Source organism: Methylobacterium sp. UNC378MF (assembly GCF_900103195.1).
Taxonomy (GTDB): Bacteria; Pseudomonadota; Alphaproteobacteria; order Rhizobiales; family Beijerinckiaceae; genus Methylobacterium.
The window spans coordinates 1-26,985 of the sequence record NZ_FMWU01000009.1 but is presented as its reverse complement, the minus strand read 5'-3'; the positions used below and the strand labels follow the sequence as shown (position 1 = coordinate 26,985).

Annotated in this window: 23 protein-coding genes; 15 read left to right on the top strand and 8 right to left on the bottom strand. The window is 69.8% G+C overall.

Annotated elements, in window-relative coordinates:
- The first annotated feature begins 49 nt into the window (after positions 1-49).
- The 5 genes from lptF to rsmA all read left to right on the top strand — a co-directional run bounded on the left by lptF (position 50) and on the right by rsmA (position 7,115).
- Complete coding sequence (lptF, locus tag BLT59_RS10990; protein ID WP_091779374.1) at positions 50-1,210, top strand: LPS export ABC transporter permease LptF; 1,161 nt, start codon at positions 50-52, stop codon at positions 1,208-1,210.
- 7 nt (positions 1,211-1,217) lie between these two features.
- Positions 1,218-2,306 (top strand): LPS export ABC transporter permease LptG, encoded by a 1,089-nt coding sequence (gene lptG / locus BLT59_RS10985; RefSeq protein WP_091779372.1) that lies wholly within the window; start codon positions 1,218-1,220, stop codon positions 2,304-2,306.
- A 77-nt stretch (positions 2,307-2,383) separates the two neighbouring features.
- The gene (locus tag BLT59_RS10980) at positions 2,384-4,963 is read left to right on the top strand and encodes an LPS-assembly protein LptD (protein ID WP_091779370.1); all 2,580 of its coding nucleotides are present in this window, start codon (positions 2,384-2,386) and stop codon (positions 4,961-4,963) included.
- Positions 4,964-5,110: 147 nt separating this feature from the next.
- Positions 5,111-6,226, top strand: a complete 1,116-nt coding sequence (gene pdxA, locus BLT59_RS10975; RefSeq protein ID WP_091779368.1) for a 4-hydroxythreonine-4-phosphate dehydrogenase PdxA — start codon at positions 5,111-5,113, stop codon at positions 6,224-6,226.
- Positions 6,227-6,236: 10 nt separating this feature from the next.
- The gene (rsmA, locus tag BLT59_RS10970) at positions 6,237-7,115 is read left to right on the top strand and encodes a 16S rRNA (adenine(1518)-N(6)/adenine(1519)-N(6))-dimethyltransferase RsmA (protein ID WP_091779367.1); all 879 of its coding nucleotides are present in this window, start codon (positions 6,237-6,239) and stop codon (positions 7,113-7,115) included.
- Between the two features lie 45 nt (positions 7,116-7,160).
- On the opposite strand, the gene BLT59_RS10965 is transcribed toward rsmA, so the two are convergent.
- The 3 genes from BLT59_RS10965 to BLT59_RS10955 form a co-directional block, all read right to left on the bottom strand.
- A complete protein-coding gene (locus BLT59_RS10965) occupies positions 7,161-8,129 on the bottom strand; it encodes a TIM44-like domain-containing protein (RefSeq protein ID WP_091779365.1) in 969 nt (322 codons plus the stop codon).
- A 223-nt stretch (positions 8,130-8,352) separates the two neighbouring features.
- Positions 8,353-9,450: a two-component system sensor histidine kinase NtrB gene (locus BLT59_RS10960; RefSeq protein ID WP_091779363.1), complete on the bottom strand. Its 1,098-nt coding sequence runs from the start codon at positions 9,448-9,450 to the stop codon at positions 8,353-8,355.
- 95 nt (positions 9,451-9,545) lie between these two features.
- On the bottom strand, positions 9,546-10,178 hold the full coding sequence (locus tag BLT59_RS10955; RefSeq protein WP_091779361.1) for a S24 family peptidase: 633 nt from the start codon (positions 10,176-10,178) through the stop codon (positions 9,546-9,548).
- 315 nt (positions 10,179-10,493) lie between these two features.
- On the opposite strand from BLT59_RS10955, the gene BLT59_RS10950 reads away from it, so the two are divergent.
- The 4 genes from BLT59_RS10950 to BLT59_RS10935 all read left to right on the top strand — a co-directional run bounded on the left by BLT59_RS10950 (position 10,494) and on the right by BLT59_RS10935 (position 14,745).
- Positions 10,494-10,844 (top strand): DUF952 domain-containing protein, encoded by a 351-nt coding sequence (locus tag BLT59_RS10950; protein ID WP_091779359.1) that lies wholly within the window; start codon positions 10,494-10,496, stop codon positions 10,842-10,844.
- Positions 10,841-11,917 (top strand): quinone-dependent dihydroorotate dehydrogenase, encoded by a 1,077-nt coding sequence (locus BLT59_RS10945; RefSeq protein ID WP_091779357.1) that lies wholly within the window; start codon positions 10,841-10,843, stop codon positions 11,915-11,917. Before BLT59_RS10950 ends, BLT59_RS10945 begins: the two co-directional genes overlap by 4 nt.
- Before the next feature lie 258 nt (positions 11,918-12,175).
- Complete coding sequence (locus tag BLT59_RS10940; protein ID WP_091779355.1) at positions 12,176-14,473, top strand: FdhF/YdeP family oxidoreductase; 2,298 nt, start codon at positions 12,176-12,178, stop codon at positions 14,471-14,473.
- A complete protein-coding gene (locus tag BLT59_RS10935; protein WP_091779353.1) occupies positions 14,470-14,745 on the top strand; it encodes a hypothetical protein in 276 nt (91 codons plus the stop codon). Before BLT59_RS10940 ends, BLT59_RS10935 begins: the two co-directional genes overlap by 4 nt.
- 48 nt (positions 14,746-14,793) lie before the next feature.
- Here BLT59_RS10935 and BLT59_RS10930 read toward each other — a convergent pair whose 3' ends face one another.
- A complete protein-coding gene (locus tag BLT59_RS10930; protein WP_091779351.1) occupies positions 14,794-15,687 on the bottom strand; it encodes an HpcH/HpaI aldolase/citrate lyase family protein in 894 nt (297 codons plus the stop codon).
- Between the two features lie 216 nt (positions 15,688-15,903).
- Between BLT59_RS10930 and BLT59_RS10925 the strand changes: the two genes are divergently transcribed.
- The gene (locus BLT59_RS10925) at positions 15,904-16,245 is read left to right on the top strand and encodes a YMGG-like glycine zipper-containing protein (RefSeq protein WP_091779349.1); all 342 of its coding nucleotides are present in this window, start codon (positions 15,904-15,906) and stop codon (positions 16,243-16,245) included.
- Between the two features lie 30 nt (positions 16,246-16,275).
- On the opposite strand, the gene BLT59_RS10920 is transcribed toward BLT59_RS10925, so the two are convergent.
- Both BLT59_RS10920 and BLT59_RS10915 read right to left on the bottom strand, forming a co-directional pair.
- Complete coding sequence (locus tag BLT59_RS10920) at positions 16,276-17,640, bottom strand: MATE family efflux transporter (protein ID WP_091779347.1); 1,365 nt, start codon at positions 17,638-17,640, stop codon at positions 16,276-16,278.
- A 168-nt stretch (positions 17,641-17,808) separates the two neighbouring features.
- The gene (locus tag BLT59_RS10915; RefSeq protein ID WP_020093561.1) at positions 17,809-18,162 is read right to left on the bottom strand and encodes a DUF6460 domain-containing protein; all 354 of its coding nucleotides are present in this window, start codon (positions 18,160-18,162) and stop codon (positions 17,809-17,811) included.
- Between the two features lie 275 nt (positions 18,163-18,437).
- Between BLT59_RS10915 and BLT59_RS10910 the strand changes: the two genes are divergently transcribed.
- From BLT59_RS10910 to pdeM, 3 genes are read left to right on the top strand one after another with little or no spacing between them, the layout of a single operon-like run.
- Complete coding sequence (locus tag BLT59_RS10910; RefSeq protein WP_091779345.1) at positions 18,438-19,394, top strand: alpha/beta hydrolase; 957 nt, start codon at positions 18,438-18,440, stop codon at positions 19,392-19,394.
- Positions 19,391-22,117, top strand: coding sequence for a ligase-associated DNA damage response DEXH box helicase (locus BLT59_RS10905; RefSeq protein ID WP_091779710.1), 2,727 nt, complete (start codon positions 19,391-19,393; stop codon positions 22,115-22,117). Before BLT59_RS10910 ends, BLT59_RS10905 begins: the two co-directional genes overlap by 4 nt.
- Positions 22,118-22,158: 41 nt before the next feature.
- Entirely contained in the window at positions 22,159-22,872 is a 714-nt protein-coding gene (gene pdeM, locus BLT59_RS10900) for a ligase-associated DNA damage response endonuclease PdeM (protein WP_091779343.1), read from the top strand.
- Positions 22,873-22,906: 34 nt separating this feature from the next.
- Here the strand turns inward: pdeM and BLT59_RS10895 are convergent, their stop codons facing one another.
- Together BLT59_RS10895 and BLT59_RS10890 are read right to left on the bottom strand one after the other, a co-directional pair.
- Positions 22,907-24,367 carry a methyl-accepting chemotaxis protein gene (locus tag BLT59_RS10895; RefSeq protein WP_091779341.1) on the bottom strand — a complete coding sequence of 487 codons (1,461 nt, stop codon included), beginning with the start codon at positions 24,365-24,367 and terminating at the stop codon, positions 22,907-22,909.
- A 207-nt stretch (positions 24,368-24,574) separates the two neighbouring features.
- Positions 24,575-25,561 carry a magnesium transporter CorA family protein gene (locus BLT59_RS10890; RefSeq protein ID WP_091779339.1) on the bottom strand — a complete coding sequence of 329 codons (987 nt, stop codon included), beginning with the start codon at positions 25,559-25,561 and terminating at the stop codon, positions 24,575-24,577.
- 211 nt (positions 25,562-25,772) lie between these two features.
- Between BLT59_RS10890 and groES the strand changes: the two genes are divergently transcribed.
- A complete protein-coding gene (gene groES, locus BLT59_RS10885; RefSeq protein WP_091779337.1) occupies positions 25,773-26,063 on the top strand; it encodes a co-chaperone GroES in 291 nt (96 codons plus the stop codon).
- Positions 26,064-26,137: 74 nt separating this feature from the next.
- A partial coding sequence (gene groEL / locus BLT59_RS10880; RefSeq protein WP_139174045.1) for a chaperonin GroEL occupies positions 26,138-26,985 on the top strand: 848 nt, incomplete at its 3' end.

Here is a 26,985-nt window from a genome sequence, read left to right as displayed (position 1 = left end):
GTCCCTGCCGCCTTGAGGGCGCGAGAGGACGAGCGGGACTGCCGGGCCGATGAGGCAGATCGAGCGCTACATCTTTCGGATCGCCCTGGGCGCCACCCTCGCCTGCCTGGTCGGGCTCACCGGCACGATCTGGTTGACGCAGGCCCTGCGCGAACTCGACCTCGTGACCGCCAAGGGCCAGACCCTGTTGGTCTTCCTCTTCGTGACGGGGCTGTCGCTGCCGACGCTGATCGTGGTGATCGCGCCCGTCGCCCTGTTCATCGGGACGATCTACGCCCTCAACAAATTGAACGGCGATTCCGAACTGATCGTCATGTCGGCGGCCGGGATGCCGCCGCGGTCGCTCCTGCGGCCCTTCCTGACCCTTGCGCTGTTCGTCAGCTTCCTCGTGGGGTTCCTGGTCGTCGTGGTGATGCCCGCGAGCTTTCAGGAGTTGCGCGACGTCATCACCCGGGTCCGCGGCGACTTCATCGCGAATGTCGTCAAGGAGGGGCAGTTCACTCAGCTCGACAACGGCATCACCTTCCATTTCCGCGAGCGCGGACCGGGGGGGACCCTGAAGGGGCTGTTCATCCAGGACCGGCGGGAGGCAGGCAAGACAAAGGTCTATCTCGCCGAGCGCGGCAATGCCGCCGATGTCGAGGGGCAGAGCTACCTGATCCTGGAGAATGGCAGCGTCCATCAGCAGCAGAAGGACTCGCGCGATTCCTCGATCCTGACCTTCGAGCGCTACACGATCGACCTCGCCGCCTTCGCGCCCCCGGATTCCGACACGATCTACAAGCCGCGCGAGCGCTCGACGGCGCAGCTGCTCTTCCCCGACACGACGGAAGGCTATTACAAGTTGCAGAGGGGGCGGTTCCGCGCGGAGCTGCACGACCGGCTCTCCGCCTGTCTCTACCCGCTGGCCCTGGTCTTCATCGCCTTCGCGGCCCTCGGCGACCCGCGCACGACACGCCAGGGCCGCGGCGTCGCGGTTGCCGGCGCGATCCTCGCGGTGGTCGCCCTGCGCATCGCGGGCTTCGCGGCAGTCAGCGCTGCGGCACGCAGCCCCGCGGCGGTGGCGGCGGTCTACGGCGTGCCGCTGCTCGCGATCGTCCTGTCGAGCCTTCTGATCTTCTTCGGGGCCCGGGTGCGCGCCTTCAACGCCGCCCTGTCCCGCGGCCTGCGCGGCCTGCTCCGCGGCCCGCACCTCGCGCCGGCGGCCTGACCCGATGATGCTGATCGGCCCTACCCTCGGGCGCTACTTCGCCGCCCGGTTCGCCCGCACGATCTTCAGCGTGTTCGTCACCGTGTTCGCCCTGGTTTACACCCTCGATTTCGTCGAACTGCTCCGCCGCGCCGGCGAGGCCCAGGGCGCCTCCACGGGGCTGATGGCGCAGCTTTCGTTCTACCGCACCCCGGCGGTGGCCGAGGGGGTGCTGCCCTTCGCTGTCCTGTTCGGCTCGATGGCGGCCCTGCTGCAGCTCTCGCGCAAGCTGGAGCTGGTGGTCGCCCGCGCGGCCGGGATCTCGGCCTGGCAGTTCCTGCAGCCCGGCTTCTTCGTGGCGCTCGCCCTCGGCGCGCTGGCAGTCGGGGTCTACAATCCGGTCTCGGCGATGCTGAAGCAGCGCTCGACCGAGATCGAGGCGAAGATCTTCGCCAAATCCACTAAGGCCGGCTCGGGCAAGGACCTCTGGATCCGCCAAAAGGGGCTCGACGGCGAGGCGATCCTCCGCGCCGAGACGGCCATCGAGGGCACGACCACCCTGGCCGGCGTGTCGGTCTTCACCTTCGACGCTTCCGGCAAGTTCGCCGAGCAGCTCGCCGCCGCTCGCGCCACGCTCCACGACGGCTATTGGGAGCTCTCCGATGTGCGCGTTCTCACACCGGACGCACCGCCTGAGTCGTTCGACACCTACCTGATCGCCTCGAACCTCGACCCCGGACAGGTGCGGCAGCGCTTCACCCCCCCGGAATCTGTGCCTTTCTGGCAACTTCCCACAACCATCGCGCGGACCGAGCGGGCCGGCTTGGACGCAACCCGGTACCGACTCCAGTACGATGTTCTGTGGGCAAGGCCGGTTCTGTTCGTGGCCATGGTTATCGTCGCCGCAACCGTTTCCTTACGGTTCTTCCGCTTTGGTGGTGTCGGAAAACTCGTCCTCGGTGGCGTCGCGGCCGGCTTCGCTCTCTACGTGGTCCGACAGGTCATGGAGGGGCTCGGGGCGTCCGGTCTCGTCGCCGCACCGGTGGCGGCCTGGTTCCCGGCCGTGGTAGGCAGTCTTCTCGGTACGCTCACGCTTCTGTACCAGGAAGACGGCTGACATCCGCGATCCTTCGCGGGACGGGAGACGGGTGTTGAGGTTGGTGGCGGCAAACGTCACAGGGGTTGGGACGCGCGTTGCGTAAGGTCGCCGACATCCTGCGGAAGGCTGGTTTCCGGACCATGCTGGCGCTCGCCGCGCCGCTGGCGGGAGGCCTGTCCGCTCATGCCCAGGGTTTGCCCGCCGTGACGGCCGGCAAGCCGGGCGACAAGCTCCTCGTCGAAGCCGACGAGCTGATCTACGACAACGACAACGGCACCGTGACGGCGCGGGGCAACGCCGAGCTCCATTACGGTCCGCGGACCCTTCAGGCCGACCGGGTGCGCTACGACCGGAATTCCGGCCGCGTCTTCGCCGAGGGCAATGTCCGCCTCACCGAGGCCGATGGCGGCGTCGTGACCGGCGCGCGCATGGAGCTCACCGACGATTTCAAGACCGGCTTCGTCGACGCCTTCCGCGGGCAGCAGACGGTGCAGCGGAAGTTCGAGACCGTGCGGACCCGCTTCTCGGCACCGCGGGCCGAGCGCCTCAACGGCGAGCAGACCAGCTTCGAGTCCGGCAGCTACACGGCCTGCGAGCCGTGCAAGGACAACCCTGAGACGCCGCCGCTGTGGCAGATCAAGGCGAAGAAGATCATCCACGACAACGAGACCCACACGGTCTACTTCGACGAGTCGACGCTCGAGATCGCCGGCATCCCGGTGGCCTACCTGCCGTATTTCGAGGCGCCGGACCCGACCGTGAAGCGCAAGACCGGCTTCCTGACGCCGCGCTTCATCACGACGACCGCGCTCGGCAACGGCGTCTCGCTCCCCTACTTCATCAACCTCGCGCCGAACTACGATCTGACTCTGACGCCGACCCTGCTCAGCCGCCAGGGCCTGCTCGCCCAGGGCGAGTTCCGCCAGCGGATCGACAACGGCTTCTACAACATCCGCCTGTCGGGCATCTCGCAGACGACGCCCTCGGCCTTCCTGCCGAGCCCGCTCGGTGCCGGCGAGCGCGACTTCCGCGGTTCTGTGGAGTCGCAGGGCCGCTTCTACATCAACCCGCGCTGGCGCACGGGCTGGGATCTCGTCGGCGTCACCGACAAGTGGTTCCTCGACAATTACCGGATCCGCAACCAGAACATCACCACGGATTATTTCCGTGAGGCGACCTCGACGGCCTACCTGATCGGCCAGGGCGACCGCTCGTGGTTCGAGGCACGGGGTTACTATTTCAAGGGCCTGTCGAGCTTCGACTGGCAGAAGCAGCAGCCGATCGTCGCGCCGGTCATCGACTACGACAAGCGCATCAACGGCCCCTCGGAGATCGGCGGCGAGGTCCGCTTCCAGGCGAACATCACCAGCCTGACCCGCGAAACCACGCAGTTCCAGGGCCTGCCGCGCACGTCGAGCTACCTGTTCTCGCCGAGCGTGAACGGTGTCAGCTTCCCGCTCTATCAGACCTGCACGGTCTTCCAGCGCGGCCTGTGCGCCATCGACGGGCTCGCCGGCACCAACACCCGCGCCTCCGCGGAACTGTCCTGGCGCCGCAGCTTCATCGACGATTGGGGCCAGAAATTCACGCCGTTCGCCTATCTGCGCACCGACGCGTTCTTCACCAATCCGAGCTTCTCCGGCTACCAGAACGACCTCGCGCCGCAGGTTGCGAAGATCGATGACGGCTTTGCCGGCCGGGTCATGCCGGCGATCGGCCTCGATTACCGCTACCCGTTCGTCGCCAATTTCGGGGCGCTCGGCGTCCACACCCTGGAACCCATCGGCCAGATCATCGCGCGTCCGTCGGAGACCCGGATCGGCCGCCTGCCGAACGAGGACGCGCAGAGCCTCGTCTTCGACGACACGTCGCTGTTCGAATGGGACAAGTTCTCGGGTTACGACCGGGTCGAGGGCGGCGTGCGCACCAATCTCGGCGGCCAGTACTCCGTCGTGACCCCGTCCGGCTGGTACGCCAACGTTCTGTTCGGCGAGTCCATCCAGCTTGCTGGCGTCAACTCGTTCCGCCGTGGCGACATCGCCAATGTCGGCCTCGATTCCGGCCTGGAGACCCAGCGTTCGGACTTCGTCGGCCGTTTCCAGGTCTCGCCGAACCAGAACATCACCTTCATTACCCGGGCGCGGTTCAACCAGTCCGATTTCCACGTGGCGCGGCTGGAGACCGGCGCGACGGCGCGGTTCGCGCCGTTCCTGCCCCTGACCGTGTCGGCCTTCTACTCGTACTACGAGGCACAGCCGCTGCTCGGCTACAGCCATTACCGCGAGGGCGTCACCGCCACGGCGACCTACAACATCACGCCGAACTGGTTCGTCTCGGGCTCGCTGCTGGTCGACCTCACCCACTACCTCGACGTCCGCAACACCTACACGGATGCGCTGAGTTCCTATCTGGCGAACCCGATCGGGACCGTGCCGCTCTATCAGAATCCGGGACGGTTCTACCTGTCCGGCGCGAGCTTCGGCGGCGGCTACCAAGACGAGTGCACCACCGTCTCGCTGAACTACATCAACTCGCCGATCGCCACCGCAACCGGCGTGCGCGAGCGCAATCAGACCGTGCTGCTGCGGGTCGAGTTGAAGACGCTGGGCGAGGCGGACCTGCGTCAGAACGTCGGCACCGCCACCACCGCGGACGGCATCGCCTCGGTGCGGTGAGGAACCCGGGCCGGCGGCTTGCCGGTTCGGCGCCTCCTCCGATGCGGCCCGGTCGGTCATCCCGAGCCGAGCGGCGAGATTTCGGCCCGCGCACGGCCGCACCTCCCCGAGGATGCGCCCGCGCCGCGCGGGCGCTATAGACCGCCCATGCCGCCCCTCGCCCTCACCCTCGGAGATCCCGCCGGCATCGGTCCGGAGCTGGCGCTCAGCGCGTGGCTCGGGCGCACCGGCCCGGATCCGTTGCCGCCCTTCTTCCTAGTGGCCGATCCGGACTTCATCGAGCGCCTCGCACACCGCCTCGGCCGGCCGGTGCCGGTGGCGGAGGTCGATCCCGAGACCGCCGCCGAGGTCTTCCCGCGCGCCCTTCCTGTCGTGCCGCTGCCGAGTGGCGCGAGCATCGCCGCCGAGCCCGGGTTGCCGGATTCCGTCAATGCCGGCGCGACCATCGAGTCGATCACCGCGGCGGTGGAGTTCGTGAAGGCCGGGCGCGCGAGCGCGGTCGTGACCAACCCGATCGCCAAATTCGTGCTGACCCGGACGGGCTTCGCCCATCCCGGACACACCGAGTTCCTGGCGGCGCTCGCGGTGCCGCCGGGCCGGACCCCGCCCCGGCCGGTGATGATGATCTGGAGCCCCGGCCTGTCGGTGGTGCCGGTGACGATCCACGTGCCGCTGAAGGACGTGCCGGACCTGCTCACCCAGGAGCTCGTCGAGGAGACGGCGACGATCGTCGCTCGCGACCTGCGAGAGCGGTTCGGCATCCCCGAGCCGCGCCTCGTTCTCGCCGGCCTGAATCCGCATGCCGGCGAGGCCGGCACGATCGGACACGAGGATCGCGATATCCTCGCCCCGGCGGTGGCGCGGTTGCGCGCGCAGGGCATCGACATCCGCGGGCCCCTCCCCGCCGACACCCTGTTCCACGCGCGCGCCCGGGAGACCTACGACGTCGCCCTCGCACCCACACACGATCAGGCCCTGATCCCGATCAAGACCATCGCGTTCGACGACGGCGTCAACGTCACCCTCGGCCTGCCCTTCGTACGCACCTCGCCGGATCACGGCACGGCCTTCGATATCGCCGGCCAGGGCATTGCCAGGCCCGACAGCCTCGTGGCGGCCCTGCGCCTCGCGGACCGGCTGGCTGTCAACGTGGCGGAGCGAAGCCACCCGCCGGACGGGGCCGAGATCATCCCGTTCAGCGTCTATGCCGGGCGGCCCCGCCCGGCCGGCGCACGTCATTTCGATCCCGAGGACGAGCTGTGAGGCAGGAACCATGAGCGGCGGGGACGGCCTTCCGCCGCTGCGCGAGGTCGTCGCCCGGCACGGCCTGGAGCCGAAGAAGGCGCTCGGCCAGAACTTCCTGTACGACCTCAACCTGACCGGCCGCATCGCCCGGGCGGCCGGGCCTCTTGCAGGCGTCACCGTGGTTGAGATCGGCCCTGGTCCGGGCGGCCTCACGCGCGCGCTGCTCGCCGAGGGGGCGGCCCGCGTCGTGGCGATCGAGCGCGACCCGCGGGCCCTGCCGGCGCTCGCCGAGATCGCCGCCCATTATCCCGGGCGCCTGGAGGTCATCGATGCCGATGCCCTCGCCTTCGACCCTCGGCCGCTCGTGGGCGCCGGGCCGGCGCGGATCGTCGCCAACCTGCCCTACAATATCGGCACGGCGCTGCTCACCGGCTGGCTCGATGGCGAGGTCTGGCCGCCCTGGTGGGATCAGGCCGTGCTGATGTTCCAGCGCGAGGTCGCGGAGCGGATCGTCGCCGGTCCGGAGGAGCGGGCCGATTATGGCCGCCTCGGTGTCCTGTGCGGCTGGCGGACACAGGCCGAAATCCTGTTCGATGTCAGCCCGTCGGCTTTTGTGCCCCCGCCGAAGGTGACGTCGAGTGTGGTCCGGCTGGTGCCGCGGGCGAAGCCCCTGCCCTGCCGTGCCGCCGCCCTGGAAGCCGTCACGCGGGCGGCCTTCGGCCAGCGCCGGAAGATGCTGCGCCAGAGTCTGAAGTCGCTCACGGCCGAGGCTGGCGCCCTGCTGGCCGCGGCGGGGCTGGCCGAGACGGCGCGGGCCGAGGAAATCCCGGTCGCAGGTTTCGTCGATCTTGCCAATCTGTGGGACGCACATAGAAAAGCCGGCACCGCGGTGGCGGCGCCGGCTTGAGAGCCTGCGCGGTCGCTCCGGCCGGGCGGCCGGAGCACGGGGCGATCAGCGGGTCTGCTGGATCGCCGAGAGCACCCAGCCGCGGCCGGGCTGGCGCAGGAAGGTCCACAACTCCGTCGCCTCGGATGAGTCCGTCGAAACAACGCGGCCGCTGGCGCGCTCGACCATCACGTCCTTCAGGGCGTAGCGCATGGCAACGGTGGCGTAGTCGGTACGATCCTCGCCCCAGGATTCCGCAAGATCACCCTGCAGCAGCTTCACATCCGAGATCTTGTTCACCACGCCGCGGGCCGCGTTGTTGCGCAGCTCCTCGTCGAAGTAGCCGACCATCTCAGGCGTCGACAGGTTGCCCAGGGTCACCCGGTCCTCTCGGGAATAGGCGTCCTGGATGTCGCCGAGCAGCCGCTCGAACGCCTGATAGTCCGCCGGGCCGATCTGCACAGTCCGGGCCTGCGGCGGCCGCTGGCCGCCGAACATGCCGGCCGCGGGACCGGCTGGAGCACCCCCCATCGGGCCGCGGGCGCCCGGCTTGTCGTCGAGCGACGAGCGGGCGTAGGGCGCACCGGCACCGGCCGGCTCATTCCGGCGACGGAAGAAGCGCAGGGCCAGCATTACCACGAGCACGACGAGCCCGACCTGGAACAGCAGGCCGATCATCGACGCGATGCCGCCGAGGCCGCCGAAGAAGCCGCCGCCGAGCAGCGCACCGAGCAGGCCGGCGCCGAGCAGGCCCGCGAAGAAACCGCCACCGAACCGGCGGCCCGGCGCGGCCGGGGCCTGCATGCCGGGACTGCCCATGCCGGGGGATGGCGCGGTCTGCGAGCGCTGCATCGTCATGCCGCCGCCTGGAGCGGTCGGCGTGGCGGAGGGCGCCGTGTAGGTGCGTGAGCCGCGGGATCCGAAGGACCCGCCGCCGCCCGGGCGGGCTTCCGCGATGGGAGCCGCGACGGTCAGCGCAGCGGCCAGCGCCAGGAGGGCGGCCACACGCCTGCGGCGCGAAATCTCAGTAAACATGTACACGCCTCAGAGGACGAGAACCGGAGGGCGCGGAGCGCCGGTGACGATATGGGAACGGCCGGGCGCGGGTTTTAGTCCTTCCGGATGGGGCTGGAATGACGTTTTCCGCCGGACCGCCTCGGACCACAGCCTTCGGCATGACGGGCCTACGGCCGCCCTGGGCTCGCCAACGTCTCCCATAACCCGGCGTGCTTCGCTCCCGGCGTTACAGCCCGATAGGTCAGTGGAGCGTGCGCTCCGGGGCGGCCGGGAAAGACAGGCGCACCTGCGTCCCCTCCCCGGTCCGGCTGTCGATCGTGATCGTGCCGTTCTGGCGCTTCATTAGCCCGTGGACGATCGCGAGGCCCGCGCCGCGCCCCGCCTCGTGGCTGGTCTGAAACGGCGCCAGCGCCCGGGCGAGCATCTCGGGCGACATACCCTGGCCGGTATCGCCGACCGCGATACCGACGCTGCCCTGGCTCGGCTGCTGCAGGGACCGGTCGCCGGGATCGATCCGGAAGGTCGACAGCATCAGGGTCCCGCCCGACGGCATAGCCTCACATGCGTTGGCGACGAGATGCCGCAGGGCGAACTCGATCTGCGTCGGGTTGCTGATCGCCCGGGGCAGGCCCGGCGTTGCCGCGACCGTGAGGCGGATCCCAGGCGGCAGATCGTGCTCCAGGCGGACCGCAAGGTCAGCCACGATCGCGTCGAGGTCGACCGCCCGCACGTCGGGCGCGATGCGGCGGGAATAGGCCAGCAGGTGCCGGGTCAGGATCGCGGCCCGCTCGGTGGCGTCGGCTGATCGAGCGATCGCCCGTTGGACGAACGGCTCTTGCCGGTCGCCGAGCCGGCGCTTCAGGCCGTCGATGTAGCCGATCAGGATCTGCAGGAAATTGTTGAACTCGTGCGCGACGCTGTTGGTCAGGAGCCCCAGCGCCTCGCGCTGCCGGGAGAGCGCCAGCGCCCCCTCGGCCTCGCGGCGCGCCGTCTCGTCGAGGATCTGGCCGATCCGGTTCCGGCTGCCGGGCAGCGGTGCCGTCTCCAGGCGGGCCCAGAAGCTGGTCCCGTCCGCGCGGGCGGCCTGGAATTCCTGCCGCTCCGTACTGTCAAGATCGAGCGGCGTCGTCCGTTGCGCGAGGATCAGGTCGAGCCCCTGCGCGGCGAGCCGCTCAGCCGGATAGCCGGCCAGACGCTCCAGGGCTGGATTGGCGTGGAGAATACGGCCCTGTGGATCGAGCAGGAGGCTGGGCGTCGGCAGCGCGTCGATGAGTGCCCGGGCTTCGCCCGTGAGCGATCCGTCCTCGGCCGCGCTCTGGTCCGTTCCGGGCTGCGCCATGCTGGGTTCGCGCTCAGCGGATGCGGAAGGTCCGCGACGCGCCAGCGATAACGACGAACATCGTCACGGCCAAGCGCCGAACCCGACAGGCGCTGCTATTGGCGCACCCACATCACCCGGGCCATCCAGGCCACCTCGCCGAGATTCAGGACCCGGTCCTCGTGCTCAGGATTCATGGAGGCCAGCTCGACGGTCCGCGCCGTGCGCCGCTTCAGCTCCTTGGCCAGGACCTCGCCGCCATGCAGGCGGACCACGACGCGGTCGCCCTTGCGGACGCTGGCGGTGGGCGACACGATCAGCACGTCGCCGTCGCGGAATAGCGGCAGCATGGAATCGCCCTGGATCTCCAGCGCGAAGGCGCGCTCCTCGCCGAGATCCGGGAACTCGATCTCCTCCCAGCCGGCGCCGCCGGTGGGCATGCCCTCGTCGGTGAACAGGCGGCCGGCGCCGGCCTGCGTCAGGCCGATCAGAGGGACCATGGTGCGGGCGGGGATCTCGCGGGCCTCGATGAGCCGCAGGAATTCGTCGAGGCTCGAGCCGGTCGCGGCCAGGACCTTCGACACCGATTCCGTGGAAGGCCAGCGCTTCCGCCCGTCGGCACCCACGCGCTTCGAGCGGTTGAAGCTGGTCGCATCGAGGCCGGCGCGGCGGGCGAGGCCGGAGGCCGAGTAGCCGTGGCGCTCGGCGAGCCGGTCGATGGCGTTCCAGATCTGCTCGTGGGACAGCATAGCGGGCTCGGAGGCTCACCCTGAGCGGGCCGGCACCCCCGTCTCACCAGCCGGGATCCGGCTGCCTCGGAGGCACGGAGACGGTTTGCCCGCCGGGTCCGTTCGACACCCGCCGGGTACGCGCGGAGATACTTGACAATTCACATTCCGAACCCGCTCAGCCGGTCCGGACGCGGCTGTGTGACGTCCAGCCTAGTCGTAGGAAAGTAGAACTACAGGCGGCAGATTGCAATCGCTCCTCGAATCAGGCGGGGCGCAGCCCGGTTGCCGCCGGCGCCGGGTGCCTCTATCGCAACCTCGTTTCGGGGAGCTTCGATGCCGCTCATCTACAAGATCTGTCCGCGCGCCCTGTGGCGCGAGGCCGAGGCCGCGGGCCGGTTCACGGGCGCGCCGATCGATCATCAGGACGGCTTCATCCACTTCTCCACCGCCGACCAGGTCGCCGAGACGGCGGCCCGCCACTTCGCCGGGCAGGACGATCTGCTCCTCGTCGCGGTCGAGGCCGGCGCGCTCGGCGACGGCCTGCGCTACGAGCCGTCTCGCGGCGGCGCCCTGTTCCCGCACCTCTACGGCCCATTGCCGCTCTCTGCCGTGGTCGCGGTGGACGAAATGCCGCTGGGCGCCGACGGGCGGCACGCCTTCCCGGCCGGGATCCTGCCGGCATGATCGCGGCCGCCTTCCCCCTCGTCCGGCCGCTGCTCCACCGCCTGGACGCGGAGCGCGCGCACGACCTGACGCTCCGCGCCCTGGCGCTGTTGCCCGCGGGCGGCCTGCCGGCGGACGACCCGCGCCTCGCCGTCGACCTGCTCGGCCGTCGCTTCCCCAACCCCGTCGGCCTCGCGGCCGGCTTCGACAAGGGCGCGCGCGTTCCCGACGCGCTGCTCGGCCTCGGCTTCGGCTTCGTCGAGGTCGGCGGCGTCGTGCCGCGGCCCCAGCCCGGCAACCCGCGGCCGCGGGTCTTCCGCCTCGCCGCCGACCGCGCGGTGATCAACCGCTTCGGCCTCAACAGCGAGGGACTCGCGGTGGTGGCCGACCGCCTGCGCGCCCGGAGGGGGCGGCCCGGGATCGTCGGCGTCAATATCGGTGCGAACAAGGACTCCGCCGACCGCCTCGCCGACTACGCCGCCTGCACCGCGGCCCTCGCGCCGCTGGTCGACTTCGTCACGGTCAACGTGTCCTCGCCCAACACGCCGGGCCTGCGCGACCTTCAGGGCGAGGCCTTCCTCGACGAGCTGCTCGCCCGGACGGTCGAGGCTCGGGACGCGTCCGGTGCCGGCGCGGCGATCCTCCTCAAGATCGCCCCCGACATGGCGCTGGACGCCCTCGACGCGGTCTGCGCGACGGCCCAGCGGCGCGGAGTCCAGGCCCTCGTCGTATCGAACACCACGGTGGCCCGCCCGGCGAGCCTGCGCGAGCAGGGTCTCGCCCGGGAGACCGGCGGCCTCTCGGGGCGGCCGCTCTTCGGCCCGGCCACCCGGATGCTCGCCCAGACGCGCCTGCGCGTCGGGGACGCGCTGCCGCTCATCGGGGTCGGCGGCGTGGATTCGGCCGAGGCCGCCTGGACCAAGATCCGGGCCGGCGCGAGCCTCGTGCAGCTCTACTCGGCGCTGGTCTACGAGGGCCCGGGCCTGGTCGGGCGCATCAAGGACGGGCTCCTGCGGCGCATGAAGGAGGCCGGCATCGCCTCGCTCCGGCAGGCCGTCGGGCGCGACGCCGCCGCTCTCGCCCGCGGGGACTGAGCGGGCGCGCGTGCGGGCGCGGCGCGGTTCAGCCGGTCTCGCACCGCCGCGGACCGCGTCGCCGGCGACGCGGTCCGTGAACGGGGCCGGGCCGGACAAATTTTTTGCGGTGGCAGTTTAGAAAGGCTTTGCACAGCCGGAGCTTAGCCTGTGCCCCGTGCATGAGGGGCCTGCGCCGGCACGGCATTGTGAGGGCCTCGGAGAGGCGCTTATCTCGCGATTGCGAGACAGATCGCGTCAGCCAATCCAGGACGGTTCATGGCCCAGTCTGAAGGGTCTTCCAAGCGCTCCTCCGCCGCCGGCGGCTGGGGTGCTCTGAAGAGCTGCGGCAAGCACCTGCTCGGCAGCCGCGCCCCCCTCACCGGCGCCCGCGCGCTGCTGAAGGCGAACCAGCCCGACGGGTTCGACTGCCCCGGCTGTGCCTGGGGCGACCCGGAGCACGGTTCGTCCTTCGAGTTCTGCGAGAACGGCGTGAAGGCGGTCTCCTGGGAGGCTACCGACAAGCGCACGAAGCCGTCCTTCTTCGCCAAGCACACGCTGACGGAGTTGCGCGGCTGGAGCGACTACGCCCTGGAGGGCCAGGGCCGCCTCACGCATCCGATGCGCTACGACGCGGCGAGCGACCGCTACCTGCCGGTGAGCTGGGACGAGGCTTTCGCCGAGATCGGCGCGACCCTGCGGGGGCTCGACCATCCCGATCAGGCCGAGTTCTACACATCGGGCCGCGCCTCCAACGAGGCGGCGTACCTGTACCAGCTCTTCGCCCGCGCCTACGGGACCAACAACTTCCCCGACTGCTCGAACATGTGCCACGAGGCGAGCGGCGTCGCCTTGATCGAGGCGATCGGCATCGGCAAGGGCACGGTCCTGCTGGAGGATTTCGAGAAGGCGGACGCGATCTTCTGCGTCGGCCAGAATCCCGGCACCAACCATCCGCGCATGCTGGGCGACCTGCGCCGGGCGGCCGAGCGCGGCGCCAAGGTCGTGGTGCTGAACCCGGTCCGCGAGCGCGGCCTCGAGCGCTTTGCCGACCCGCAGAACACCGTCGAGATGCTGCGCGGTTCGAGCCGCCCCATCGCGAGCCACTACCTGCAGCCGCGCTCGGGCGGCGACATGGCGGCCTTCCGGGGCATCGCCAAGGTCGTGTTCGCCCGCGACGCCGAGGCCCTGGCGGCCGGCCGGCCCTCGCTCCTCGACCGCGCTTTTCTGGAGCACCACACGGCCGGGCTCGACGCGTACCGCGCCGCCGTCGATGCGACCTCCTGGGACGCGATCCTCGACCAGTCGGGCCTGACCATGGACGAGATCGCCGCGATGGCGGACGTCTATCTCGGCGCGCAGCGGGTCATCGCCACCTGGGCGATGGGCGTGACCCAGCACCGGCACTCGGTGGCGACGATCCGGGAGATCGCCAACCTGCTGTTCCTGCGCGGCCATATCGGCCGACCCGGCGCGGGCCTCTGCCCGGTTCGCGGCCATTCCAACGTGCAGGGCGACCGCACGGTCGGCATCAACGAGCGCCCCGCCGCCGCCTTCCTGGATTCGCTGGAGCAGCATTTCGGCCTCGCCATGCCGCGCCGGCACGGCCACAACGTGTTGGCGGCGATCCGCGCCATGCGGGACGGCACGGCGAAGGCCTTCATCGGGCTCGGCGGCAACTTCCTGCGGGCCACGCCCGACACGCCGGTCGTCGCGCAGGCGCTGGCCTCGTGCCGGCTCACCGTGCACATCGCCACCAAGCTCAACCACGCCCATCTGGTGCCCGGCGCCGTCGGCTACCTGCTGCCCTGCCTCGGCCGCACCGAGATCGACCGGGGCGCCGAGGGCAAGATCCAGATCGTGACCGTCGAGGATTCGATGAGCATGGTCCACGGGTCGGGCGGCATCAACAAGCCGGCCTCGAAGGAGCTGCGCTCCGAGATCGCCATCATCGCCGGCATGGCGCAGGCGACACTCGGCTCCGCCGCGATCGACTGGGCCGGCTTCGCCGCCGATTACGACCGGATCCGCGAGGCGATCGCCGCCACGATCCCGGGCTTCACCGGCTACAACACCCGGGTGCGCAAGCCGCGCGGCTTCATGCTGCGCAACCTTGCCGCCGAGCGGGTGTTCGAGACGGCCACGGGGCGGGCCAACTTCTCGGCCGATGCCCTCCCGGCCGAGACCGAGCATCAGGCCGCCCGGAAGACCCGCGACACCTACGTGCTGCAGACCTTCCGCAGCCACGACCAGTACAACACCACGATCTACGGCCTCGACGACCGCTACCGCGGCGTCTACGGCGAGCGCCGTGTGGTCTTCGCCCATCCGGACGACCTCGCGGAGATCCGCGACCGGCTCGGCGACCGCGTCGACATCGTCGGCACGCACGACGACGGCATTACCCGCCGGGCCGAGGATTTCCGCCTCGTACCCTTCGACATGCCGCGGGGCGCGCTGGCCGGCTACTATCCGGAGCTGAACGTGCTGGTGCCGCTCTCCACCTACGGTGAGAAGAGCGACACGCCGACCTCCAAGTCGGTGCTGGTCACCCTGCAGGCGCGCGCGGCCGCGTGAGCGCGGAGCCCGACGAGGCGGCGTTCGTCGCCGCCCTCGACCGGGTGTCGGCCGCCCGGCCCGATCTCGACCCGCTTGCGGCCGGCCTCCTGGCGGCGCTGGATCTCGGCCTGCCGGGCGACAGCCGCGCCTTCGCCCGCACCTTCGGGGTGGAGCACGCCCTCGTGCTGCGCGCCCTCGCCGGCCTGGAGGAGGCGGGGTTCGTCGTCGTCACGGCGCGCGACGGGCGCACCCAGCGGACGCGTTACGCCGCCCCCGGATCTGCCGCGTGAGCGCCGAGAGCCGGGACGCCTCAAGCGCGCCACGGGCTGGACGGTGGTTCAGAACCCCTTCGCCTTGATGGCCTCGGCCCAGGTGACCGCCCTGCGGTTCACGCCGAGATGCTGCCGCTCGTAGAGCCGGCCCTCCAGCTTGATCGCGCCCCGTTTGGCGTATTCCGGGCGCTCGAACGCCTCGATCACCAGCTTGGCCCGGCGCACCTCCTCCTCGGTCGGCGCGAAGGAGGTGTTGGCGGGCTCCAGCTGCGTCGGGTGGATCAGGGTCTTGCCGTCGAAGCCGAGGTCGCGGGCCTGCCGGCACTCGTCGCGGCAGCCCTCGGTGTCGGCGATGTCGTTGTAGACGCCGTCGAGGATCGCGAGCCCTTCCGCCCGCGCGGCCGCGAGTGCCATCATCATCCAGGGCAGCATCGGCACGCGGCCGGGGACGATCTTGGCCCAGGTGTCCTTGGCGAGGTCGTTGGTGCCGAGGACGAGGCAGGTCAGGCGGTTGCGAGGGTCGCGCTTCGCCCGGGCGATCTCCTGGATGTTGAGGATCGAGGCCGGGGTCTCGATCATCGCCCAAATCGCGATGCCGTCCGGCGCGTCAAGGGACTCGAGCCGGTCGGCGATGCTCTCCAGCACGGCCGGGGACGAGACCTTCGGCATCAGGATCGCGTCGGGCTTGGCCTCGATCGCGGCGTGGAGATCCGCCTCACCCCACGGGGTCTGGGGGGCATTGACCCGGATGATCAGCTCGCGGCTGCCATAAGCGCCGCTCTTCACCGCGGCGCAGACCTGCTCGCGGGCGATCTCCTTCTCCTCCGGGCCGACGGCGTCCTCGAGGTCGAGGATGATGCTGTCCACGGGCAGGGTCTTGGCCTTGTCGAGCGCCCGCTGGTTCGAGCCGGGCATGTACAGCACGCTCCGGCGCAGGCGCAGATCGGTGGTCGTGGCCATCGGCTTCTCCCTCCTGGGCCGCCCGCGCGGCCTCCCGTCGTTGCGCTGCACCCTAAAGCACGATGCCGGCCGCGCCACACCCCAAAGGTCGGGGCGGGTGAGTCCGCGCGCGGTTTGATACCGCGCCGTCTCTGCGCAGATCGAAGCCGCGCTTTGGTCATGTTCCGCCGCTTAAAGGCCGGACGAAACCAATTCTCGGGGTCCGGAATCTCTACGATGCGCAAAGTCTTGGTCACCCTCGCCTTGCTCGGGACATTGGCGGCCCCCGAGGCGGCCCGGGCCCAGAGCCGGACCACCCTCGGCGTGGGCTCCGGTGCGGTCGCGGGGGCGCTGGTCGGCGGGCCGATCGGCGCCGTGGCGGGGGCCGTGGTCGGCGGCTTCGTGGGGAACTCGTCGGAGCGCGGGCGCCGCCACGTCCGTCGGGGCCGCCGCTACGGTTCCGCGGCGCCGCGCCGGTCCTCCCCGCGCCGGGCTGAGGCGGTCGTGCCGCGCACCACGGGCTCCGTGGCCCGCGCCGCGCCGCCGGCGCAGCCCACCACCTGGAAGGATCCGCGCTAGCGCGCCTCTGCCCTCGCGCGCGGTGGCCGCCTAGGCCGCGGGTTCGAGGGCGGTCGCAGCCGGCGTCCGGAACGTGTCCCGGGCGAGGCGCGGGAAGGCGATTGCCTGTCCGAGCCCGCGGGCGCCCAGGAAGCTCACGAAGGCAAGCCACAGCCCGGTATTGCCGAGCCCAAGGCTTTCGACGAGCGCCAGGACCGCGCAGTAGGCGGCGAGGGCGCAGACCATCAGGTTGCGCATCGCCCGCGTCCAAGTCGCACCGATATAGATCCCGTCATACGCGAAGGGCGCCGCGGCGGCGAACGGCGCCAGGGCGGCGAGCACGAGGTAGGACCGGGCCGCCTCACGCACCGCCCCGTTCGTCGTCACGGCATCGATGAAGGCCGCGCCGCCCGCCAGCGCCAGCAGGCTGACCGCGAACCCGAAGCCGAGGCACCAGCGCAGGCTCAGGGCGGCGGCCGCGTCGAACGCCTCGGGGTCCCGGGCGCCCACCGCCTGGCCGCACAGGGTCTCGGCCGCCGTGGCGAAGCCGTCGAGGAAGAAGCCGCCGATCAGGAAGAGATTCCACAGCACCGAGTTCGCGGCGAGCACCACGTCGCCTTGCCGGGCGCCCAGCGCCGAGAACAGCACGATGCCGGTGATCAGCGCGAGCGTTCGCAGGATGACGTCGCCGTTGACGCTGAGCGTCCGGCGGAGCGCCGCGGCGTCGCGCAGGTCGCGGAGCGGCACCCGGAAGGGCCGCGAGCCGAGGCGCGCCAGGAGGATCAGCCCGAGGCCGAGCCCAACCGCCTCGGCACCGAGGGTCGCAAGCGCCGCGCCGGCGAGGCCCAGTCCGAAGCCCAGGACCAGGGTGAGCGTCAGCGCGACGTTGGTCAGGTTGATGGCGATCTGCAGCAGCAGGCCGAGATCGGTGCGCCCGCGCCCCAGGATCGAGCCGAGCACGCCGTAGCTCGCCAGTACGAAGGGCGCGGACAGGATGCGGATGTGGAAGTAGGTCGCGAGACCGGCGATCACCGCCGCGCTCGCCCCGCTGATCGCGAAGGCGAGCTGCGCGAGCGGACCCTGCAGGACCATCAGGACGAGCCCGATCAGGGCGCCCGCCGCCAGCGCGCGCGCCAGGATGCGGTCGACCTCGGCGTCGTCCCGCCCGCCGACCGCCTGCGCGGTCAGGCCGGCGGTCGCCATGCGGAGCGCCCCGAAGGACCAGAAGATCGCGTCGAAGATCACCGCGCCGAGGGCGACGGCACCGAGCAGCGCCGCATCGCCGAGCCGCCCGATCACCGCCGCGCCGACGAAGCCGAGCATCGGCGTCGTGACGTTGGCGATCGTCATGGGCAGCGCCAGGGCCAGGACGCGGCGGTTCGTCGGTCGGCCCGTGCTGGCGACGGCGTGCATCATGCCTCACGCTAAGGAGACGCGCCGCCCGCCCAGAGCGGGCTGATCGCATCGACGGGTTGCGGTGACGGGCGGCCTCGTGATCGGCGCACGGATCGCGGCCGATAGGCCCGAACCCGTGGCGCCCCGGAATGACGCGACGCGACCGTGCGGGAACGGTCGCCGATCCGGTCAGCGCGAGACGGCGAAGAGGCGCGCAATCAGCCAGAGCGGCACGACCACGATCGCCCCGGCGACGATCCAGCCGCCGAAATCGTGGAGCGAGGCGAGCCCGACCTCGACCAGCGCCCGCGCCGAATCGTAGACGTGCCAGAACAGCCGCCCCGGCGTCAGGCCTAGCATCGACATGAAGGCGCCGACCAGCACCGACAGGAACAGCAGCCGCAGGAACACGCCGGCAGGCGAGCCGCCGAGGAACCGCCGCAGCGCGGAGGGGCGCGACCGGTAGCTGTCCGCGCCGTAGGGGGCGTTCGGCGGGGCGCCCTGCTGATAGCCTTGCCGGCGCCGGTCGTGATCGACGAGCATTGCGTCCTCGTGAAGCGTCAGGGTCCTCGGATCGGCGACGAAGCGGGCGGAACCGTGGCCGGCACACCACACCGCGTCGAAACCCGAGCGCGGATCAGGCGTTGGCGGGTTTCTCGCGCGCCGTGCAGATGGCAAGCGGCGTCGCGCGCGCCAAGATGCGGACGGGGTGGATCGCGACGCGGCACTTTCGCGGCGCGGCCTCGACCAAAGGGAGAACTCCCGGGAATCGGGATTTGGTGTGAGAGGCTCTGAGTGCCGACGGGACCATACGCACGATGATCGACCACGCCCTGTTCGACCCGGCGACGATCGATCCCGAGACGCTCCGGCTCAATGCCGAGATCGTCGCGGCGCACGCCGCGCTGCCTGATCCCTGGTCGCTGCCGATCGCCGAGGTCCGCGAGCGCCGCCGTCTGGGCACCAAGGCGGCCCCCGCCATGCCGCACAGCGCCCGCGCCGAGTGGCTGACGATCGACGGGCCCGGCGGCCCGCTCAAGCTCCGCGTGGTCCGGCCCAAGCCCGGCACGAAGCTGCGCGGCGCCTACCTGCACATCCACCGCGGCGGCTGGGTCTGGGGCTCCGCCGACGAGCAGGATCCCTGGCTGGAGCGGATCGCCGACACCTGCGGCTTCGTCGCCCTGTCGGTGGAGTACCGGCTCGCCCCCGAGCATCCCTATCCGGCGGCTCTGCTCGACTGCGAAGCGGCGGCCCTGTGGCTGGCCGGTCCCGGGAAGACCGAGTTCGGCATCCACGCGCTGACCATCGGCGGCGAGTCGGTGGGCGCGCACCTCGCCGTGATGGTGCTGCTGCGGCTGCGCGACAAGCACAACCTGCCGCGGGCCTTCCGGGGCGCCAACCTCAATGCCGGCTTCTTCGATCTCGGCCTGACTCCGTCGGTGCGGAACTGGGGCGAGGAGCGGCTGGTCGTGAACACCCGCGACCTGACCAAGTTCGCCGACGGCTACGTTCGCGAGGGCATCGACCGGCGCCGTCCGGACGTGTCGCCGATCTACGCCGAGCTGAAGGGCCTGCCGCCGGCCCTGTTCACCATCGGCACCGCCGATCCCCTCCTCGACGACACGCTGTACATGTCGGCGCGCTGGGCGGCGGCGGGGAACGGCGGTCACACGGCGATCTATCCCGGCGGCTGCCACGTCTTCGCCCGCTACCCGAGCCCGATGAGCGAGCGGGCGCTGGAGCTGATCGACCGCTTCCTCATGGCGCTCGCCTGAGCGACCCGTCCGAGATCCTGCCGGAGCGGTTCCGCGCCTGGTTCGCAGGGCGCGGCTGGGCGCCGCGGCCGCACCAGCTCGATCTCCTGCGGATCGCCGGCGCCGGCCGCTCGGCCCTGCTGGTGGCGCCGACCGGTGCCGGCAAGACGCTGGCCGGCTTCCTGCCGAGCCTCGTCGCCCTGAGCCAGCGCGGGCCGCAGAAGAAGGCGGCGGGCCTCCACACCCTCTATGTCTCGCCCCTGAAGGCGCTGGCCGTGGACATCGCCCGCAACCTCGACGCGCCGATCGCCGAGATGGCGCTGCCGGTGCGCGTCGAGACCCGCACCGGCGACACGCCGGCCCATAAGCGCACCCGCCAGATCAGCCGGCCGCCGGACATCCTTCTGACCACGCCCGAGCAGCTGGCCCTCCTGATCGCCCATCGCGAGGCGGCCGAGTTTTTTTCGGGGTTGCGCTGCGTGGTGCTCGACGAGCTGCACGCGCTGGTGACGTCGAAGCGCGGCGATCTGCTGTCGCTCGCTCTGGCGCGACTGCACCGGCTGAGCCCGGGACTGGCGGCGATCGGGCTGTCGGCGACGGTGCGTGAGCCGGACGAGCTGCGGAAGTATCTGGTGCCGCAGGGGCCGCTTCCCGCTCATCCCACCGCGGGCACGCCTTTCAGATTGCACGAAGACACGGCCAACACGGCTACGGGACCGAGCGCGGGTCCCCTCTCCCGTGCGGGAGACGAACAGGGTGAGGGACGAGCGCTTTCAGAACGTGGCTCGACCGCACCGCGCGGCGACGACGTGCCTGATCCTGAACCGTCTCGGCCCTCACGCCAATCCTCTCCCGCACGGGAGGGGTGGCAGGTCGGACCGCCCATGGCCGACCTCGTCACGGTGGCCGGCGGCGCCAAGGCGGATCTGCGCATGCTCGACCTCGGCCGGGCGCTGCCGATCTCCGGCCACACCGCCTGGCACTCGATGCCGGCGATCTATGACCTCATCCGGGAGCACCGGACGACGCTGGTCTTCGTGAACACCCGTCTCCAGGCCGAGTACACCTTCCAGGAGCTGTGGCGGCTCAACGAGGACGCGCTGCCGATCGCGATCCACCACGGCTCGCTGGACGCGCAGCAGCGTCGCCGGGTCGAGGCCGCCATGGCGGCAGGGCAGCTGCGGGCGATCGTCTGCACTGCCACCCTCGACCTCGGCATCGACTGGGGCGACGTCGACCTCGTGGTCAATGTCGGTGCGCCTAAAGGTGCAAGCCGAATCATGCAGCGGATCGGCCGGGCCAACCACCGCATGGACGAGCCCTCAAAGGCCTATCTCGTCCCGGGTAACCGCTTCGAGATGCTGGAATGCCAAGCGGCGCTGGATGCCGTCGAGGAGGCCGCGCAGGACACGCCCGACGCCCGCCAGGGCGCCCTCGACGTGCTCGCGCAGCACGTGCTCGGCATGGCTTGCGCCGACGCCTTCGACCCCCTCGACCTCTACGACGAGATCGTCTCGGCCGCGCCCTATGCCGGCCTCACCTGGGAGACGTTCGAGCAGGTGGTCGATTACGTCGCGACCGGCGGCTACGCGCTGCGCGCCTACGAGCGCTTCGCCAAGATCCTGCGCGGGCCGGACGGGCTTTGGCGTGTGCGCGACGCCCGCACCGCCCAGGCCTACCGGATGAATGTCGGCACCATCGTCGAGGCGGCGCGGGTGAAGGTCCGCCTCGGCCGGACCCTGCGCGGCAAGCCCGGCACCGTCCTGCCGAAATCCGGCCGGGTGCTCGGCGAGATCGAGGACGAGTTCGCCGAGACGCTCACCGTCGGCGACACGTTCCTGTTCGCGGGTGAGACCCTCCGCTTCGAAGGGCTCGCCGAGGACGAGTGCCTCGTCACCCGCGCACCGGCCGGGACCGACCCGGCGATCCCGTCCTACGCGGGCGCGAAGTTCCCGCTCTCGACCTTCCTGGCCGAGCGGGTCCGGGCGCTGATTGCCGACCCGTTCGCGTGGGATCGCCTGCCGAAGCAGATCGGCGAGTACCTGCTGCAGCAGCGCCGCCGCTCGGTCCTGCCGGGCGAGCGCGACCTGCTGGTCGAGACATTTCCGCGCGGCAAGCGCTACTACCTGACGGCCTTCCCGTTCGAGGGGCGCCTCGCCCACCAGACGCTGGGCATGCTGCTGACCCGGCGGCTCGAGCGCGACGGGCTGCGGCCGCTCGGCTTCGCGGCCAACGATTACGGCATTGCGATCTGGACGACCCGCGACGTCTCCGAGCGCGCCGCCCTCGACCCGGACTTCATCGGCGACCTGTTCGCCGTCGACATGCTCGGCGACGACCTGGAGGCGTGGCTCGACGAATCGGCGATGATGAAGCGCACCTTCCGGCAATGCGCGGTGATCGCCGGGCTGATCGAGCGCCACCATCCGGGGCAGAAGAAGTCTGGCCGGCAGGTCACGATCTCGACCGACCTCATCTACGACGTGCTGCGCAAGCACCAGCCCGACCACCTGCTGCTGCGCGCGGCGCGGCAAGATGCGGCAACCGGACTCCTCGACGTGAGGCGCCTCGGCATGATGCTAGAGCGCATCCAGGGGCGAATCATCCACAGGTCTTTGGACCGGGTCTCGCCGCTCTCCGTGTCCGTGATGCTCGAGATCGGGCGCGAGCGGGTCTACGGCGAGGGCGCCGACGAGATCCTGGCCGAGGCCGAGGCGGAGCTTCTCCAAGAGGCTCTGTCCTGACCGTCGATCCGCCCTCCCCCGACGACACCGAGGATGTGATCTTGGCGGCCGGCCTGAGACTCGAGAAGACTCACAAGCACCCCACCCTGCTTCTGGCGGGCGAGACCCTGGTGCTGGACCTCTGCGGCGGCCTCTGGCTGCCGGAGCACCGGACTCTGATCGTGTCCGACCTCCACCTGGAGAAGGGCTCGTCCTATGCGGCCCGCTCCGGCCAGTTCCTACCGCCCTACGACACCCGCGAGACCCTCGCCTGCCTGCACGAGGCTGTGGTGCGCCACGACCCCGCCCGCGTGGTCGCGCTGGGCGATTCCTTCCACGATGCCCGCGGGCCCGAGCGCATGGAGCCAGGCGACCGCGCCATGGTGGCGGCGCTGCAGGCGGGCCGGGATTGGGTCTGGATTGCCGGCAACCACGATGCCGCCGTCAACGAAGGGGTCGGCGGCCGCTATGCCGAGGCGCTGACGATCGGCAGCCTCGTCCTGCGCCACGAGCCGAGCCCGGAGACCATGCCGGGCGAGATCGCCGGCCATCTCCACCCTTGCGGGAAGGTAGCGATGCGCGGGCGCGCCATCCGACGCCGCTGCTTCGTCACGGACGGCACCCGCCTCGTGATGCCAGCCTTCGGGGCCTATGCCGGCGGCCTGAACGTCCGCGACAAGGCCATCGAGAGCCTGTTCCAAAACGGGTTCACCGCCCATCTCCTGGGAGACGGGCGGGTCTTCGCCATCGGACGGGCGCAGCTCGCCCGGGATTGAGGGTGCACGTCCGCGCGACGCGGCGTGACCGGGATCAGGCCGTCTTCATGAACCGGATCACGCTGTCCGACAGGCTCGCCGAATGGCCCGCCAGGCTCTCGGCGATGCCCTGGACCGTCTGGGCGAGCTGACCGGTGGCGCTGGCGGCCTCAGAGACGCCGCCGATATTGCCCGCCATCTCGTGAGTCGAGACCGCCTGCTCCTCGACGGCGCTCGCCATCGCCAGGGTGAGCTTGGACAATTCGTCCACCGCCGTCGTGATCATCTCGATCGCGCCGACCGCCTCGCCCGTTGCGCTTTGGATCGCTGAGACCTGCTGGGTGATCTCGCCGGTGGCCTTGGCGGTCTGCTCGGCCAGCGCCTTCACCTCGCTGGCGACGACCGCGAAACCGCGGCCGGCGGCGCCGGCGCGAGCCGCCTCAATGGTGGCGTTCAGCGCCAGCAGGTTGGTCTGGTCGGCGATCGACTTGATCATGCCCACCACCGCGTCAACCTTGCGGGCATTCTCGGCAAGCTGCCGCATGGTTGCGTCGGTGGTTCCGGCCTGAGCGGCGATCTGCTGCGCGCGCTCCGAAACCCGTCCGACTTGGCCAGAGATCTCCTGGATCGCGCCGTTCATCTGCTCAGAATTCGCAGCGACCGACGAGGCCTTGTGCCGTGCGGACTCGGCGGACTGCATCAGCCCCTCGGCCGAACTCTGCATCTCCTGGATCGCGGTGCCGACCGCCTCGACGACCCGCTTGACGTCGATCTCCATGTTGACCTGGGCGGTGACGACGGCCCACGTCAGCATCGGGCCGATATACTGGCCCTTTTCGTCGTTTACGGCCGTGACCCGCAGGTTGAGGGTCTCGGGACCGACCTTGATCTTGGTGGTGTGCGGCAGCCGGCTCGCATCTGCCAGCATGGTGCGCTGGTGGCTCGGGTTCTTGTGGAAGATGTCGAACGACTGGCCGAGCATGTCGCCGACCTTGACCGGCAGATGCTGGTCGATCGTTCCGAGAGTCCGGCGCGATGTGGCGTTCATATAGTCGATCTTGAAGTCGTTCTTCAGATCGGCCGTCATCACCGCCACCGGGACGTTGTCGATCATCGTCAGGAGCCGTTTGATCTCCTTCTTCTTCGCGGAGATGTCCGAGGCGAACTTGACCACCTTGACGGGTCGGCCGCGGGCGTCGAGCACGGGATTGTATGTCGCCTCCAGCCAGACCGAGTCCCCCTCCTTGTCGAGGCGCAGAAACTCGCCCGTGACGTATTGGCCGTCCTTCAGCTTGTCCCAGAAGGCCGTATATTCCGCCGACTCGGCATAGCTCTTGTCAACGAAGATGCGATGATGCCGATTCTGAACGTCGGTCAGATTGTACTTCATCAACTTCAAAAAATTCTGGTTCGCATGGACGACGGTTCCGTCCATCGCGAATTCGATGATTGCGAGCGAGCGATCCAGGGCATCAATCTTGGCCTGGGCTTCGCTGAAATTGTTACGGTTGAACATGTCGCTGCTCGCATTCCCCGTCGGCGGGTATAGCGTCGCAGCATTAATGAAGCCTTTCATCGGCTGGTTTGGCAGTCTCCACTCGAGCAGAGCCCGGCCGAAATCTTTCAGTGGCAATAACCTTGCCTCAAATCGCTAGAACGGTCCTCTGTCGCCGCATATCTTGATTGAGGTATTGACTGAAATACATACAAATTCGTGTGAATATCAGAACCACCCGCGCATGCGGAAGTATACTATCGGCGCGACCGCGCTGAGAAGGATGAGGCCCAATGCGTAGGGGTAGCCGAGGGTCCAATCCAGTTCCGGCATGTGCTTGAAATTCATGCCGTAGATCGACGCGATCAGAGTCGGCGGTACGCCGACGACCGAGACGACGGTGAGCACCCGGAAGACGTTGTTCTGCTCTATGGTGATGAGGCCGAGGGCCGCGTCGAGCAGAAACTGCACGTTCTCCGCCAGGCGCGTCTCGAACTCGTCGAGCGATTCGATGTCCCGCTTGATCGTCTCGAAGCGGGAATCCTCCGGCAGGCCGATGCCGTCGCAAGCTGCGGAGACGAACGGAACAATCCGTTCGAGTCCGAGCAAGCTCGACCGGATCTTCCCCAGAGCCTTCCCGCGGTTGCTGATGCCGCGCAGGATCCGCCGCAGGGCGAGATCGCGGCGACGGGGCGGCGGGCTCTCCAGGCGCCGCCGCTCGGCGCCGCGGACGTCGAAATCGAAGATTCGCGTCGAGAGTGTGTCGAGCTCCGATCCCATATCCTCCAGAGCGTCCGCGAGGCTGTCGACCAGCTCCTCCAGGACCACGAGGAAGATCTCGCTGGGGGTCGTGCTGCCATCCCCGTCCGCAATGCGCTTTGCCGAGGATTCGAAGGCGCGCAGGTCGTGGAAGCGGATCGTGACGAGGTGGTCCTTGGTCAGCAGGAAGCCGAGCGGCTTCAGCTGCGAAGCGCTCTGCTCGAAGGTGATCATCGGCGTCGAGAGCGAGAGGCCGCCTTTGACCCGGCGCAGGCGGCTTGAGGTTTCGACTTCCGAGAGTGCCGCCCGTGACGGCACGCGCAAGCCGGTCGCGGCCTCGACTGCCTTGGCCTCCTCTGGAGTCGGGTCGTTCAGGTCCAGCCAGACAGTATTGCGTCCGATCGCGCTGCCGGGCTGCTGCGCCACCGGGCCTTCGGGTCCGTGCAGGCTTAACATGAACGCGCGTTATCCATGGGGCGAAAAGGAGCCGTCGGCGCGTCATCGCACCGTCGCGCGGGGATGCGACAGCCTTGACTCGGAACCGCAGCGAGCCTATCTCGCGGCCGTCTTTGGCACTCGCCGAGACAGAGTGCTAACAGTCGAGTTCGCGAGCGGTCCCGCCGGCCGCATCAACGCCAACTCCAGACCTGAAGCAAGAGGGCAGCTCATGAAGTTCCGTCCGCTGCACGACCGCGTGGTCGTCCGTCGCATCGAAGGCGAAGAGAAGACCAAGGGCGGCATCATCATCCCGGACACCGCCAAGGAGAAGCCGCAGGAGGGCGAGGTTGTCGCCGTCGGCCCCGGCGCCCGCGACGAGTCCGGCCGCGTCAACGCGCTCGACGTCAAGGCCGGTGACCGCGTCCTGTTCGGCAAGTGGTCCGGCACCGAGGTCAAGATCGACGGTCAGGACCTCCTGATCATGAAGGAATCCGACATCATGGGCGTCGTCGCCGCCTGATCGAGTCACCCGTCATCGCCCTTTGAGGCCTTCACCGGCCTTGGGGCAGAACCGAACCAGACAAGAGGCACACAATGGCAGCGAAAGACGTTCGTTTCTCCGCCGACGCCCGCGATAAGATGCTGCGCGGTGTCGACATCCTCGCCGATGCGGTGAAGGTGACGCTGGGCCCGAAGGGCCGCAACGTCGTGATCGAGAAGAGCTTCGGCGCCCCGCGCATCACCAAGGACGGTGTGACGGTCGCCAAGGAGATCGAGCTCGTCGACAGGTTCGAGAACATGGGCGCCCAGATGGTGCGCGAAGTGGCCTCGAAGTCGAGCGACATCGCGGGTGACGGCACCACCACGGCGACCGTGCTGGCGGCTTCCATCGTCCGCGAGGGCGTGAAGTTCGTCGCCGCCGGCATGAACCCGATGGACCTGAAGCGCGGCATCGACCTCGCCACGGCCGCCGCCGTGAAGGACATCACCGGCCGCGCCAAGAAGGTCTCGACCTCCGACGAGGTCGCCCAGGTCGGCACGATCTCCGCCAACGGCGACAAGGAGATCGGCGAGATGATCGCCCACGCCATGCAGAAGGTGGGCAACGAGGGCGTGATCACGGTCGAGGAGGCCAAGACGGCCGAGACCGAGCTCGACGTCGTCGAGGGCATGCAGTTCGACCGCGGCTACCTCTCTCCGTACTTCATCACGAACGCGGAGAAGATGGTCGCCGAGCTCGAGGACCCCTACATCCTCATCCACGAGAAGAAGCTCTCCTCGCTCCAGGCCATGCTGCCGGTGCTCGAGGCTGTGGTCCAGACCGGCAAGCCGCTGCTGATCATCGCCGAGGACATCGAGGGCGAGGCTCTGGCCACGCTCGTGGTCAACAAGCTGCGCGGCGGCCTGAAGGTCGCGGCCGTCAAGGCGCCGGGCTTCGGTGA